This is a genomic window from Nitratireductor sp. OM-1 (assembly GCF_003296175.1).
Classification (GTDB): domain Bacteria; phylum Pseudomonadota; class Alphaproteobacteria; order Rhizobiales; family Rhizobiaceae; genus Nitratireductor; species Nitratireductor aquimarinus.
Map to the genome: position 1 here is coordinate 3,120,468 of NZ_CP029208.1, position 12,652 is coordinate 3,133,119.

Sequence of the window (12,652 nt, forward strand, 5' to 3'; positions counted from 1 at the left end):
CCAGGCACCACGCCGTGAACCGAGAAGCGATTTCGACTTTTCGGTCCAACGCCCTTAAAACCCGCACACAAATGCAAAACCGCCCTGCCTTCCGGCAGAGCGGTGGAACGTCTTACTGCTTGATGGTGTGATGCCGCCCGGAAATACGCCGTCAGTCGTCCAGCGCACGCAGGAGCGTTGCAGCGCCCATCATGTCGCGCTGACGCGCGGAACGCCGCAGCATGGCTTCTGAATCCGCGCCCCACAGGCCGATGTTCCAGTCCTCATCCACATGCGCCGCCGACCAGGCCTCATCCGGCGTGAGTTCCCGCGCCTCGACGGCAAGCGACAGAAGAGCCGATCCCATCAGCGTCGTCATCACGTGAAGAGCGGCAAGGCGGAACGGCTCGTTCTTCTGGCGCATATAAGCGCTGACGGCGGCAATCGCTTCACGCGGCTGCTCCACATGGATCACGCCTTCGGCGAGCACGAAATGCGCGCCCATATGCTGCTGCGCCCAGTCCAGAACCGGATCCCAGGCCTGCGCCTGCAACTCGACGAGACGTTCAGGAGACGGCGCGCGATAGCAGACAAGATCGCCGGTCACATAGCGCAGAACATCTTCGAGAACAGTCTGCGCGTGAGCCGCGACACCGTCGATGGCGGTGTTCACCAGCCGGGTCACCGGCATGGTGGCCGGATCGATCTCATCGCCCTGCGCTTCATATTCGCGCGCCACCAGAAGCGCCGTCGCTTCGTTCGGCAGCAGAACGGTGTTGGCGCTCGGCGTGCGTACGCTCTTGCCGTCGAGCTGCACGGCAAAGCCGCCCTCTTCCTGTGCGGCAACCGCCACATCCTTGTAGAAGCGCTTGGGCAGCGGCTTCTTCATTGTGCTTTGCGCACGCCGGATCGGGTCCAGCTCCGCTGGCGTCTTTCCGTCTTCGAGGTCGTTCAGAAGGTCACGCATGGCTGTTCATATAGTGAGTGTTGGCAATTAGGCGAGTGAAACGACGCAAAGGGTGCGCGATTCAACACCGCCATCAATCTTCGGCGGAGGCTTCGTCAAAGCCCAGAAGGTTCCAGCTCTGACGCATGTGTGGCGGCAGCGGCGCCGTCACATCGATCTTGCCGCCGCCCGGATTGGGAATGATGATGCGCCGGGCATGCAGGTGCAGACGCTTCTGAATGCCGCCCGGGAACTCCCAGTTCTGATCGGCCTCGAAATATTTCGGATCACCGATGATCGGGCAGCCGATATGGGCGGCATGCACGCGCAGCTGGTGGGTGCGGCCGGTATAGGGTTCCATCTCGAGCCACGAGAGCGCACTGCCGGCGGTTTCGATGACCCGGTAGTTGGAAACCGCATGGTCGGAATCGGGTTCGCCATGCTTGACCACCCGCATGCGGTCGCCATCCGGAGTCTGCTCTTTGGCGAGCCAGGTGGAAATGCGCGCCTCATCCCGGTTCGGAACGCCCTTCACAAGCGCCCAATAGGTTTTCTTGGTGTCGCGCGCGCGAAACGCCTCGGCAAGCCGCATGGCAGCCTGGCGCGTGCGCGCAACCACAAGAACACCGGAAGTGTCGCGGTCCAGACGATGCACCAGCCGGGGCTTCTCGCCCTTCTTGTTGCGCAGCGCTTCCAGCATGCCGTCGACGTGCCGGTTCACACCGGAGCCACCCTGCACGGCAAGGCCGGCCGGCTTGTTGAAGACATAGACCTTCGGGTCTTCATAAAGCAGCATCTGCATCAGAGCTTCAGCGTCGCCAGTGTTGCGCAGGCTGTGTGCGGTGGTCTGTCCGCCGCCCTTGCGGTCCACTTCCAGCGGCGGCACGCGCACCACCTGCCCCGGCTCAAGCCGCGTATCGGCCTTGGCGCGGCTGCCGCTCACCCGGATCTGGCCGGAACGCAGGAGCTTCTGCAAATGCCCGAATCCGAGCCCCGGAAAATGCGCCTTGAACCAACGGTCCAGCCGCATTCCGTTCTCGTCCTTGTCCACTTCGATCTGCTGAACGCCAGCCATTTCACCTATCCATTGAAAACACCGCCCCGGGCGAGATGTGAAAACATCGCCTCAGGCGAAATGCCGAACCAGCCACAGGCCGGCGAAAAGCGCGGCAATCGCGCCGCAAACACTGACGAGCACATAAGACGCCGCAACCAGCCCTTCGCCGCGTTCCCACAGAACCGCGACATCGAGCGAGAAGGCCGAGAAGGTGGTGAACCCGCCAAGCAGCCCCGTCGCCATGAAAAGCCGCAGCTCGGGAGACGCCCCCGTTCGCCGCGCCAGCCATTCGATGAATGCACCCATGACGAAAGACCCGACGAGGTTCACCGTCAGCGTTCCCCAGGGAAAGCCCAGCCCCAGAAGGCGCATGGCGGCAAGCCCCGTAAGATGTCGAAGGCTCGCCCCGACGGCACCGCCGATGGCGACGATCAGCAAATGACTCATGGCGCTCTTTTCGCAGAAGCTGCGCAAAAATCAACAACTGCGCGCATTACGGTTCACCGCGCTCCCTGCGCAATCGCGCCCAGTAGTCGAGCCGCTTGCGGATTTCGCGCTCAAAGCCGCGCTCTGGCGGGTCGTAGTAGCGCCGGCGCCCCATCTCCTCGGGGAAATAGTTCTGGCCCGAAAACGCATCCGGCGCGTCATGGTCATAGGCATAGCCTTTGCCATAACCGCTTTCCTTCATCAGCTTGGTCGGCGCGTTGAGAATGTGTTTGGGCGGCAAAAGAGAACCGTTCGCCCTGGCGTCGGCAAAAGCCTGTTTGAAGGCGGTATAGACGCCGTTGGATTTCGGCGCGGTCGCCAGATAAACACAGGCCTGCGCAAGCGCCAGTTCGCCTTCGGGAGACCCCAGATATTCATAGGCATCCTTGGCGGCGGTGGCGATGCCCAGCGCCTGCGGATCGGCAAGCCCGATATCCTCCACCGCCATACGGACGAGCCGGCGGCCGATATAGAGCGGATGCTCACCGGCATCGAACATGCGGCAAAGATAATAGAGCGCGGCGTCGGGGTCGGAACCGCGCACCGATTTGTGCAGCGCCGAGATCAGATTGTAATGCCCGTCCTGTCCCTTGTCGTAGACCGGTGCACGCCGTTGCGCCACGCGCTGAAGACCTTCGGCGTCAAACACCTCGCCTTCGCGCGCCGCGCGCCAGACCTCTTCGGCCAGGGTCAGCGAGGCGCGGCCGTCACCATCGGCCATGCGCACGAGCACGGCCCGCGCTTCCTCGTCCAGCGGCAGCGCCTTGCCTTCAAGCGCTTCCGCCCGCTCCAGAAGCCGCATCAGGCTTTCCGCATCAAGCGTGTTGAAGTTCAGGACGCGCGACCGCGATAAAAGAGCGGCGTTGAGTTCGAAGGACGGGTTTTCGGTTGTTGCGCCAACCAGAACCACGGTCCCGTCTTCCATGACCGGTAGAAAGGAATCCTGCTGCGAGCGGTTGAAGCGATGGATCTCGTCGACGAAGAGCAGCGTCTGCCGCCCCTGGCTGCGCCGCAGCCGGGCGGCCTCAAACACCTTCTTGAGATCCGCCACCCCGGAAAAGATCGCCGAAATCTGCTCAAACGCGAGATCCGTTTCGCCTGCGAGAAGCCGCGCGACCGTGGTCTTGCCCGTGCCGGGCGGCCCCCAGAAGATCAGCGAACCGAGCGACCGGCTCGCAATCATGCGGGTCAGAATGCCGTCCGGTCCGGTCAGATGCTCCTGCCCGACGACTTCGTCCAGCTTCATCGGCCGCAGGCGATCCGCCAATGGCCGGTTCATGGCCGGCTGGGCATCGTCGGTCTTGGCGAAAAGGTCACTCATCGGTCATTCGTTTCCAAGTGGCATTTCCAGTGGCGCGGTCCCAGACAGGAAACTGCCAGGGTGTCGGGCGTCAGAAACGCAGTCTCTGGCGCAGTATGCGTCCATCGCGTTCGATCGCAAAGGCCCAGCGACGGCCAGTGTCTCGCGCCACCACCTGCATGGTGTCAGCATCCTCGATCTCTATCCCATTCACCTCGCGAATGATATCGCCAGGGCGCAGGCCCACGCTGCCCGCAGGCGAACGGCGCTCCACATCAAGGATCACGACACCCTTCTTGTTGAGCGGCAGTTTCAGGCGCTGGGCAAGCCGTGGCGAAAGCGTCGCGATGGATGCGCCGGCGAACGGCCCCTGCCCATCGAGCTGAAGGGTCTGTGGTTCGCCGCCATCCGACAGGCGCTCCAGACGGAATTTCAGTTCCTGTGTGTTGCCGTCACGCAGGATGCGGATAACGCCTTCGTCCTCCAGTGGATGCGTGACCAGCCGGTATTCAAGCGCATCGGGATGCTGGATATCCGCACCATCCATGGCCACGACCACATCGCCTGGACGCAGACCTGCCTTCACGGCCGGGCTATCAGCAGCAATTTCACGCACCAGTGCTCCGACAGGACGGTCCATGCCGAGCGCTTCTGCAATCTGGGCGGTAACGGGATCGAAGGAAGCGCCAAAGAAGGGACGCTCAAACGTCTCCGCGCCATCAAGCGCAGCATTCACCACCGCGCGCACCATATTGGCCGGAATGGCGAAACCGATGCCGATGGAACCGCCACTGCGGCTGACGATGGCCGTGTTGATGCCGATTACCTGTCCGCGCATATCGATGAGCGCACCACCGGAATTGCCCGGATTGATGGCGGCATCGGTCTGAATGAAGAAACCGAAATCCGACACGCCCACATGGCTGCGCGCAAGGGCTGAAACGATGCCGCTCGTGGTCGTCTGGCCCACACCGAAGGGATTGCCAATGGCCAGAACCAGATCACCGACCTCAAGTGCGTCGGAATCGCCAAGCCGAACGGCCGGAAACGCCTCATCGTCCTGAATTTTGAGCACCGCCAGGTCGAGCGCCTTGTCCTTCAGAAGAATCTCGCTCTCAAATTCGCGGCCATCAGCAAGCGCAACCTTCACCTCATCCGCATCGCTGATGACGTGATTGTTCGTCACGATCACGCCGCTCGGGTCAACCAGAACGCCGGAGCCGAGTGATGAGCGTACGCGCGGCGGCATTTGCGGCCGGCCGAAAAACTGTTCGAAGAACGGGTCACCCATGAACGGTGAACGGACCTGCACGGTCGACGAGGCGTAGACATTCACCACGGCAGGCGATGTTTCGCGCACAAGCGGCGCAAAGGAAAGCTGAATGTCCTCGCGTCCGAATGGCACGCGCCGCTCAGCGCCGTCGGAAACCGGGGCCTGAAGCTCTGCCGGCGCATCGACGTCACTCTTCAAAAGCCCGGAAAGAAATCCGCGCAGGGTCCCGCCCCCGCTTTCCTGGGCAAGCGCTGCCCCGGTGGCGATTACGCCCACCGCTACAACGAGAGCAACGACCCTTAGAAAATCAGAACGCATCCGCATATGCCTGGCCTCGATCAATTCTGGACCGGTTCAGCGCCTGGCGGAGACGCGGCTCCAGTCGATATCCAATGGATCCGGGCATCTATGCCATCTCGACTGTCTCCAGCCGACTGCAAAACACCCCGGGAAGTGAAACCGGAAGAGATACCGGTCGCGCATCCTTGTTCCAGAGGATTGTGCATTTTGAAAGGCGTCGCCGGTTCAGCCACGCCATTTTCGCGCAACAAAAAAGGGGCCGCGAAGCCCCTTTTTATGTGTGCTCAAGGCGCGCAATATTATGCGGCTTCGGCCTCTTCGTTGCCACCCTCGGCTTCGAGACGCGCGCGATCTGCTGCGCCCTTCGCCTCGAAGTCGCGGTCGACGAACTCAATGACAGCCATCGGCGCATTGTCGCCGTGGCGGAAGCCGGCCTTCATGATGCGGGTGTAGCCGCCATTGCGCTCTGCATAACGCGGAGCGAGCGTGTCGAACAGACGACGGACCAGCGCTTCGTCGCGGATGGCCGAAATGGCCTGACGACGGGCGTGCAGGTCGCCGCGCTTGCCGAGCGTCACCAGCTTTTCCACGATCGGGCGAAGTTCCTTCGCCTTCGGCAGAGTGGTGACGATCTGTTCGTGTTCGATCAGCGAAGCCGCCATGTTGGCAAAGAGCGCCTTGCGGTGGCTTGCCGTCCTGTTCAGCTTGCGGCCGGATTTTCCGTGACGCATGGCCTTTCTCCTTCAATCCCCGTCGCCCGAACTTGGCGGGCTCTACGGGCCTAGTATTGGTCTTCGTAACGCTTGGCGAGTTCTTCGATGTTTTCCGGCGGCCAATCCTCGACTTCCATGCCGAGGTGGAGCCCCATCGAGGCCAGCACTTCCTTGATTTCGTTGAGCGACTTGCGGCCGAAGTTCGGCGTACGCAGCATCTCGGCTTCCGTCTTCTGGATCAGGTCGCCGATATACACGATGTTGTCGTTCTTCAGGCAGTTTGCAGAGCGAACCGAAAGCTCCAGCTCGTCCACCTTCTTGAGAAGCGCCGGGTTGAAAGCGAGCTCGGCCACCTGTTCGGCGGGCTGCTCCTTCTGCGGCTCTTCGAAGTTGACGAACAGCGCCAGCTGGTCCTGCAGGATGCGAGCAGCAAAAGCCACTGCGTCCTCGCCCGTCACCGAACCGTTGGTCTCGATGGTCATGGTCAGCTTGTCATAGTCGAGAACCTGGCCCTCGCGGGTGTTCTCAACCTTGTAAGAGACCTTCTTGACCGGCGAGTAGAGGCTATCGACCGGGATGAGTCCGATCGGCGCATCTTCTGCACGGTTGCGGTCAGCCGGGACATAGCCCTTGCCGTTGTCGACGGTGAACTCCATGCGGATTTCCGCGCCCTCGTCCAGCGTGCAGAGCACGTGATCGGGGTTGAGAACTTCCACATCGCCCACGGTCTGGATGTCGCCAGCCGTTACGGCGCCCGGACCCTGCTTGCGCACAACCATGCGCTTGGGGCCTTCGCCTTCCATGGAGAGCGCGATTTCCTTGATGTTCAGGACAATGTCCGTCACATCTTCACGCACGCCGGGGATCGACGAGAATTCGTGCAGCACGCCATCGATCTGCACAGCAGTCACAGCCGCGCCGCGCAGCGACGACAGCAGAACGCGACGCAGCGCATTGCCGAGGGTCAGACCGAAGCCACGCTCAAGAGGCTCGGCCACCAGCGTGGTGATCGTGCGACCCTTGGACGAAAACTCGACCTTGTTCGGCTTGATAAGTTCTTGCCAGTTCTTCTGGATCATTCCGGGTTCCTTCCGTTACCCCGCCACCATCCATTCGTGACGGGCGTCCTGGAAACCGCAGAGGAGCGCGCAAGGCGCTCTTACGGCAAAAACTCTGGTTAGACGCGGCGCTTCTTGCGCGGACGGCAGCCATTGTGCGGGATCGGCGTCACATCACGGATCGAGGTGATGGTGAAACCTGCAGCCTGCAGCGCGCGAAGAGCGGACTCACGACCCGAACCCGGACCGGAAACCTCAACCTCGAGCGTGCGCATGCCGTGCTCGGCAGCCTTGCGGGCGCAATCTTCGGCAGCAACCTGTGCAGCGAAGGGCGTGGACTTACGCGAGCCCTTGAAGCCCTGCGCGCCTGCAGACGACCAAGCAATCGCGTTGCCCTGTGCGTCAGTGATGGTGATCATCGTGTTGTTGAAGCTCGAATTGACGTGAGCAACACCCGACGAAATGTTCTTACGTTCGCGACGACGAACGCGTGCGGCTTCCTTGGCCATACTCTTCCTTTCAGTCGATCTCTACACCGCCGTAGCACCAGCGGCTCCACCTGAGAAAAGCCGCGCTCCGGAGAAGCGCGGCCAACCCAAATTACTTCTTCTTGCCGGCAATCGCCTTGGCAGGGCCCTTGCGGGTGCGCGCATTGGTGTGCGTGCGCTGACCGCGGACCGGAAGCGAACGACGGTGACGCAGACCGCGGTAGCAGCCCAGGTCCATCAGACGCTTGATGTTCATAGAAACTTCGCGACGCAGATCGCCTTCAACGCGCAGGTCACGGTCGATCGTCTCACGGATCGCGAGAACCTCGGCGTCCGTGAGTTCGTTGACGCGACGCTCGAGCGGGATGTTGACGAGCTTGACGATATCCGCAGCGGTCTTGGGACCAATGCCGTGGATATACTGAAGCGCGATCACAACGCGCTTGTTGGTCGGAATATTGACGCCAGCAATACGGGCCATCTTCTTCTCCATTTGAGCCGGATGATCCGGCGCTGCGTTTGCCCGCGTCCGGTGGAGGCCGGCCCTTGCGGGAATGAATTGTTCCTAAGAACAACGAGGCCGAGCCAGAAGGCCCGACCACCGTTACGTTCGATCAGGGAACCGGCTGGCATTAATCGATAACCGCTCTTTAGTCAAGCGGCACCGCACCAGCCTGGAAACTCCCTGATCAGAGCGATGCGAGGATCTGCTCGATATCTGCCGTCACTTCATCGATGCTCTTCATACCATCGACGCGGCGCAGAGCGCCCTTCGCATGGTAGTAGCCGATGAGAGCGGCGGTCTTCTTGTAGTACTCACGCAGGCGCTCGTCGAACACTGCGGCGTTGTCGTCCTTGCGCGGCGTCTGGCCTGCGGCAATCGCATCCTGCGCGCGCTTTTCGATGCGCCCCACGAGGGCCGTATCGTCAACCACCAGTTCGATGGTCGCATCAAGCTTCAGGTCGCGCTCGGCGAGCATTGCCTCGACGGCATCGGCCTGGGCAAGCGTGCGCGGGTATCCATCAAGGATGAAACCGTTGGCGCAATCAGCCTGGTCGATGCGCTCGGCGACGATCGCATTCACGATCTGGTCGGAGACGAGCTCGCCGGCATCCATCACAGCCTTGGCGCGTTTGCCGACATCAGTGCCGGCAGCAACCGCGGCCCGCAGCATATCACCAGTGGAGAGCTGCGGAACACCGTGCTTCTCGACCAGCCGCTGGGCCTGCGTGCCCTTCCCCGCTCCCGGCGGTCCAAGAAGTATAAGCCTCATCGTCCCCTCTTACCCCCACGCAACTTGGATTTCTTGATCAGCCCTTCGTACTGATGGGCGATCAGGTGGCCTTGCATCTGCGCAACCGTATCGAGCGTCACGCTCACCACGATCAGCAGCGACGTGCCGCCAAGGTAGAAAGGAACGCCAGTCGCCGAAATAAGGAACTCAGGCAGAAGACAGATCAAGACAAGATAGATAGCGCCAACGACCGTAATGCGGGTCAGCACGTAGTCAATGTACTCAGCGGTACGCTCGCCCGGACGGTAGCCGGGAATGAAGCCGGAATGCTTCTTCAGCTGGTCGGCTGTTTCCTTCGGGTTGAACACGATCGCCGTGTAGAAGAAGGCGAAGAAACCGATCAGCGCAGCATAAAGGACCATGAAGAGCGGCTGGCCGTGGCCGAGCGACGCGAGCATGGTGGACGCCCAGCCCGGAAGCTGGGTGGTGTCCGAGAAACCCGCGACGGTTGCCGGCAGAAGCAGCAGCGACGAAGCGAAGATCGGCGGAATGACACCGGCCGTGTTCAGCTTGAGCGGCAGGTGCGACGTGTCGCCCTGGAACATGCGGTTGCCGACCTGACGCTTCGGATACTGGATCAGGAGGCGGCGCTGGGCACGCTCGAAGAACACGATCACACCGATCACGGCAACCACGAGAACGATGATGCCGAGGATCAGGCCGGTGGACAGAGCGCCGGTGCGGCCGAGCTCAAGCGTACCACCGATGGCGGACGGCAGACCTGCAACGATGCCCGCGAAAATGATCAGCGAAATGCCATTGCCGATGCCGCGCGCCGTGATCTGCTCACCGAGCCACATCAGGAACATGGTGCCGCCCACAAGCGTGATGACGGCGGAAATCTTGAAGAACCAGCCCGGGTCGGTCACGATGTTCGCGCCGCCTTCAAGACCAACGGCAATGCCGTAAGCCTGAACCGTCGCCAGAATCACCGTTCCGTAGCGCGTGTACTGGTTGATGACCTTGCGGCCCTGCTCGCCTTCCTTCTTCAGCTGCTCCAATGACGGAACTACGGACGTCATGAGCTGCATGATGATGGAGGCGGAAATGTAAGGCATGATGCCAAGCGCAAAAATGGCCATACGCTCAACAGCACCGCCGGCGAACATGTTGAACATGCCCAAAACGCCGCCAGACTGCTGCTGGAATGCCTGCGCAAATGCTTCCGGGTTGATGCCCGGCATGGGAATGTAGGTGCCGAGGCGGTAGACCAGCAACGCGCCAAGCGTAAACCAGATGCGCTTCTTGAGGTCCTCGGCCTTTGCGAAGGCCGCGAAATTGAGATTAGACGCAAGCTGTTCCGCTGCCGATGCCATGAAGAATTCTCCGCTTCGTCACGAGCCCGCAGATTGAATATGCGATTCGGGCGCGTGTTGCCGAAAACCGAAATAGGTTTTTGGACGCATAGATGCAAGCGGCGGACTGTCGCCCGCCGCCTGTCATTCGGATTATTCGGCTTTCGCCGCTGCCTCGGGCAGCTTGACCGTTCCGCCGGCCTTCTCGATTTTCTCGAGAGCCGCCTTGGAAGCGCCAGCCACGTCGAGCGAAACCTTCGCCTTCAGCTCACCGTCGGCGAGAACGCGAACACCGTCCTTTGCACGACGAACAACGCCGGCTGCGATGAGTGCGGCAACGTCGATGACGGCCTTCTCGTCGAGCTTCTTCGCGTCGATGGCTGCCTGGATGCGGCCGAGGGAAACTTCATTGAAGTCCTTGCCGAACAGGTTTTTAAAGCCGCGCTTGGGAAGACGACGGTAGAGCGGCATCTGGCCACCCTCGAAACCGTTGATCGAAACGCCCGAACGCGATTTCTGACCCTTCACACCGCGACCACCGGTCTTGCCGGAGCCGGAACCGATACCACGGCCGACGCGCTTGCGCGACTTGGTGGCGCCTTCGTTGTCCCTGAGTTCGTTGAGTTTCATCATGTCTCTCCTGGGATCCTCAGGCCTCGTCCACAACGCGGACGAGATGCTGCACGGCTGCGATCATGCCACGAACGGACGGGGTGTCCTCGAGCGTAGAGCGCTTGTGCATCTTGTTCAAACCGAGGCCGATCAGCGTCTGGCGCTGGCTGGCCGGGCGACGAATCGGGCTGCCGATCTGTTCAACAGTGACCGTCTTGCCCTTCTTCTTCTCTGCCATCTTCATCAATCCTTGCAAACCTGGGCGATCAGAGCCCGCAAAACTGCGGGCCGATCAGCCTTTGATCCTTATTCCTCGCCGCCAGCAGCAGCGCCGCGGCGCGCCTGGAGCGTGGAATATTTGATGCCGCGCTGTGCAGCAACGTCCTTGGGATGCAGCTGATGCTTCAGGGCATCGAAGGTGGCGCGAACCATGTTGTACGGGTTCGAGGAGCCGAGCGACTTGGCAACAACGTCCTGAACGCCGAGCGTCTCGAAGACAGCGCGCATGGGGCCGCCGGCGATGATGCCGGTACCGGGCTTTGCTGCACGCAGGAACACGCGGCCAGCACCGTGGCGGCCTGCGACGTCATGGTGAAGCGTACGACCGCCACGCAGCGGAACGAAGACCATGTCGCGCTTGGCGCTCTCGGTTGCCTTGCGGATGGCTTCCGGCACTTCGCGCGCCTTGCCATGACCGAAGCCAACGCGGCCCTTCTGATCGCCGACCACGACGAGTGCGGCGAAACCGAAACGACGGCCGCCCTTCACCACCTTGGCGACGCGATTGATATGTACAAGCTTGTCGACGAATTCGCTGTCGCGTTCTTCACGCTCGCGGCGATCGTCCCTACGTCCTTGTGCCATTGCCCTTTTCCTTGTTCTTTTCCGGAAGCACGGGTTTTCAAATGATAATCCGGGCGCTCCAGAGGAACGCCCGAACGGTTCAGAACTTCAGGCCGCCTTCGCGGGCTGCGTCGGCGAGTGCCTTGACGCGGCCGTGGAAGAGGTAAGGACCGCGGTCGAAGACCACTTCCTCAACTCCAGCCTTCTTGGCGCGCTCTGCGACCAGCTTGCCAACGGCTGCAGCAGCCGAGGAATCCGCGCCGGTCTTGAGCTGACCCTTGAGATCCTTGTCGAGGGTCGATGCGGCCGCGAGCGTGTGGCCCTTGGCGTCGTCGATAACCTGGACATAGATGTTCTTCGAGGAACGGTAAACCGAAAGACGGGGCTGGCCGTTGGAGACTGCCTTGATCTTCCGGCGAACACGTCCCGCACGCCGCTTGACGGAGACTTTCGAGACCATGTTTCGAGTTCCTACTTCTTCTTGCCTTCTTTGCGAACGATCGTCTCGTCCGCATACTTGACGCCCTTGCCCTTGTACGGCTCGGGGCCACGCTTCTTGCGAATCTCGGCCGCAACCTGGCCAACCACCTGCTTATCAATGCCGGCGATGACGATTTCGGTCGGCTTCGGCACAGTGATCGTGATTCCTTCCGGAGCCTCGTAAATCACTTCGTGGCTGTAGCCAAGCGAAAGCTGCAGGTTTTTACCCTGCATTGCGGCACGATAACCAACGCCGTTGATCTCGAGACGCTTTTCGAAGCCGTCCTTCACACCGCTGAGGATGTTCGAGATCTGCGTGCGCGACATACCCCATTTGGAGCGCGCGTCCTTGGACTGGTCGCGCGGGTCGACGGTCACAGCGTCGTTTTCGAGCTTCACCAGAACTTCGTCGTTGACGACGAATTTCAGTTCGCCCTTCGGACCCTTGGCCGTAACGGTCTGGCCCTCGACTTGCGCGGTGACACCCTGCGGCACCGGGACCGGCTTTTTGCCAATGCGAGACATTT

The 12,652-nt window shown here is 61.4% G+C and carries 16 protein-coding genes; all 16 read right to left on the bottom strand.

Annotated features, from left to right (window positions below):
• Window positions 1-151: 151 nt before the first annotated feature.
• A complete protein-coding gene (locus tag DEJ54_RS14910; RefSeq protein ID WP_113155268.1) occupies window positions 152-946 on the bottom strand; it encodes an ATP12 family chaperone protein in 795 nt (264 codons plus the stop codon).
• Between the two features lie 73 nt (window positions 947-1,019).
• Window positions 1,020-2,000, bottom strand: a complete 981-nt coding sequence (locus DEJ54_RS14915; protein WP_113155269.1) for an RluA family pseudouridine synthase — start codon at window positions 1,998-2,000, stop codon at window positions 1,020-1,022.
• Between the two features lie 51 nt (window positions 2,001-2,051).
• Window positions 2,052-2,429 carry a fluoride efflux transporter CrcB gene (gene crcB / locus DEJ54_RS14920; RefSeq protein ID WP_113156310.1) on the bottom strand — a complete coding sequence of 126 codons (378 nt, stop codon included), beginning with the start codon at window positions 2,427-2,429 and terminating at the stop codon, window positions 2,052-2,054.
• Window positions 2,430-2,475: 46 nt separating this feature from the next.
• Window positions 2,476-3,789, bottom strand: coding sequence for a replication-associated recombination protein A (locus tag DEJ54_RS14925; RefSeq protein ID WP_113155270.1), 1,314 nt, complete (start codon window positions 3,787-3,789; stop codon window positions 2,476-2,478).
• Between the two features lie 70 nt (window positions 3,790-3,859).
• Window positions 3,860-5,365, bottom strand: coding sequence for a DegQ family serine endoprotease (locus tag DEJ54_RS14930; RefSeq protein ID WP_113156311.1), 1,506 nt, complete (start codon window positions 5,363-5,365; stop codon window positions 3,860-3,862).
• Window positions 5,366-5,640: 275 nt separating this feature from the next.
• Window positions 5,641-6,072: a 50S ribosomal protein L17 gene (gene rplQ, locus DEJ54_RS14935; RefSeq protein ID WP_113155271.1), complete on the bottom strand. Its 432-nt coding sequence runs from the start codon at window positions 6,070-6,072 to the stop codon at window positions 5,641-5,643.
• 50 nt (window positions 6,073-6,122) lie between these two features.
• On the bottom strand, window positions 6,123-7,133 hold the full coding sequence (locus tag DEJ54_RS14940; protein ID WP_113155272.1) for a DNA-directed RNA polymerase subunit alpha: 1,011 nt from the start codon (window positions 7,131-7,133) through the stop codon (window positions 6,123-6,125).
• 98 nt (window positions 7,134-7,231) lie between these two features.
• Window positions 7,232-7,621, bottom strand: coding sequence for a 30S ribosomal protein S11 (rpsK, locus tag DEJ54_RS14945; protein WP_007009537.1), 390 nt, complete (start codon window positions 7,619-7,621; stop codon window positions 7,232-7,234).
• A gap of 91 nt (window positions 7,622-7,712) precedes the next feature.
• Window positions 7,713-8,081: a 30S ribosomal protein S13 gene (rpsM, locus tag DEJ54_RS14950; RefSeq protein WP_113156312.1), complete on the bottom strand. Its 369-nt coding sequence runs from the start codon at window positions 8,079-8,081 to the stop codon at window positions 7,713-7,715.
• Between the two features lie 208 nt (window positions 8,082-8,289).
• Window positions 8,290-8,874, bottom strand: a complete 585-nt coding sequence (locus DEJ54_RS14955; protein WP_113155273.1) for an adenylate kinase — start codon at window positions 8,872-8,874, stop codon at window positions 8,290-8,292.
• Entirely contained in the window at window positions 8,871-10,211 is a 1,341-nt protein-coding gene (gene secY, locus DEJ54_RS14960; protein ID WP_113155274.1) for a preprotein translocase subunit SecY, read from the bottom strand. Before secY ends, DEJ54_RS14955 begins: the two co-directional genes overlap by 4 nt.
• Before the next feature lie 132 nt (window positions 10,212-10,343).
• Complete coding sequence (rplO, locus tag DEJ54_RS14965; protein WP_113156313.1) at window positions 10,344-10,820, bottom strand: 50S ribosomal protein L15; 477 nt, start codon at window positions 10,818-10,820, stop codon at window positions 10,344-10,346.
• 19 nt (window positions 10,821-10,839) lie between these two features.
• Window positions 10,840-11,040 carry a 50S ribosomal protein L30 gene (rpmD, locus tag DEJ54_RS14970; protein WP_113156314.1) on the bottom strand — a complete coding sequence of 67 codons (201 nt, stop codon included), beginning with the start codon at window positions 11,038-11,040 and terminating at the stop codon, window positions 10,840-10,842.
• Window positions 11,041-11,108: 68 nt separating this feature from the next.
• Complete coding sequence (rpsE, locus tag DEJ54_RS14975; RefSeq protein WP_113155275.1) at window positions 11,109-11,666, bottom strand: 30S ribosomal protein S5; 558 nt, start codon at window positions 11,664-11,666, stop codon at window positions 11,109-11,111.
• A gap of 79 nt (window positions 11,667-11,745) precedes the next feature.
• Window positions 11,746-12,105 (bottom strand): 50S ribosomal protein L18, encoded by a 360-nt coding sequence (rplR, locus tag DEJ54_RS14980; protein ID WP_113155276.1) that lies wholly within the window; start codon window positions 12,103-12,105, stop codon window positions 11,746-11,748.
• An 11-nt stretch (window positions 12,106-12,116) separates the two neighbouring features.
• Window positions 12,117-12,650 carry a 50S ribosomal protein L6 gene (gene rplF, locus DEJ54_RS14985; protein ID WP_113155277.1) on the bottom strand — a complete coding sequence of 178 codons (534 nt, stop codon included), beginning with the start codon at window positions 12,648-12,650 and terminating at the stop codon, window positions 12,117-12,119.
• Window positions 12,651-12,652: the final 2 nt, after the last annotated feature.

Excerpts from the sequence above, each read along its gene's own strand:
- DEJ54_RS14910 (WP_113155268.1), bottom strand. The coding sequence starts at position 946 with ATGCGTGACCTTCTGAACGACCTCGAAGACGGAAAGACGCCAGCGGAG.
- DEJ54_RS14915 (WP_113155269.1), bottom strand. The coding sequence starts at position 2,000 with ATGGCTGGCGTTCAGCAGATCGAAGTGGACAAGGACGAGAACGGAATG.
- crcB (WP_113156310.1), bottom strand. The coding sequence starts at position 2,429 with ATGAGTCATTTGCTGATCGTCGCCATCGGCGGTGCCGTCGGGGCGAGC.
- DEJ54_RS14925 (WP_113155270.1), bottom strand. The coding sequence starts at position 3,789 with ATGAGTGACCTTTTCGCCAAGACCGACGATGCCCAGCCGGCCATGAAC.
- DEJ54_RS14930 (WP_113156311.1), bottom strand. The coding sequence starts at position 5,365 with ATGCGGATGCGTTCTGATTTTCTAAGGGTCGTTGCTCTCGTTGTAGCG.
- rplQ (WP_113155271.1), bottom strand. The coding sequence starts at position 6,072 with ATGCGTCACGGAAAATCCGGCCGCAAGCTGAACAGGACGGCAAGCCAC.
- DEJ54_RS14940 (WP_113155272.1), bottom strand. The coding sequence starts at position 7,133 with ATGATCCAGAAGAACTGGCAAGAACTTATCAAGCCGAACAAGGTCGAG.
- rpsK (WP_007009537.1), bottom strand. The coding sequence starts at position 7,621 with ATGGCCAAGGAAGCCGCACGCGTTCGTCGTCGCGAACGTAAGAACATT.
- rpsM (WP_113156312.1), bottom strand. The coding sequence starts at position 8,081 with ATGGCCCGTATTGCTGGCGTCAATATTCCGACCAACAAGCGCGTTGTG.
- DEJ54_RS14955 (WP_113155273.1), bottom strand. The coding sequence starts at position 8,874 with ATGAGGCTTATACTTCTTGGACCGCCGGGAGCGGGGAAGGGCACGCAG.
- secY (WP_113155274.1), bottom strand. The coding sequence starts at position 10,211 with ATGGCATCGGCAGCGGAACAGCTTGCGTCTAATCTCAATTTCGCGGCC.
- rplO (WP_113156313.1), bottom strand. The coding sequence starts at position 10,820 with ATGAAACTCAACGAACTCAGGGACAACGAAGGCGCCACCAAGTCGCGC.
- rpmD (WP_113156314.1), bottom strand. The coding sequence starts at position 11,040 with ATGGCAGAGAAGAAGAAGGGCAAGACGGTCACTGTTGAACAGATCGGC.
- rpsE (WP_113155275.1), bottom strand. The coding sequence starts at position 11,666 with ATGGCACAAGGACGTAGGGACGATCGCCGCGAGCGTGAAGAACGCGAC.
- rplR (WP_113155276.1), bottom strand. The coding sequence starts at position 12,105 with ATGGTCTCGAAAGTCTCCGTCAAGCGGCGTGCGGGACGTGTTCGCCGG.
- rplF (WP_113155277.1), bottom strand. The coding sequence starts at position 12,650 with ATGTCTCGCATTGGCAAAAAGCCGGTCCCGGTGCCGCAGGGTGTCACC.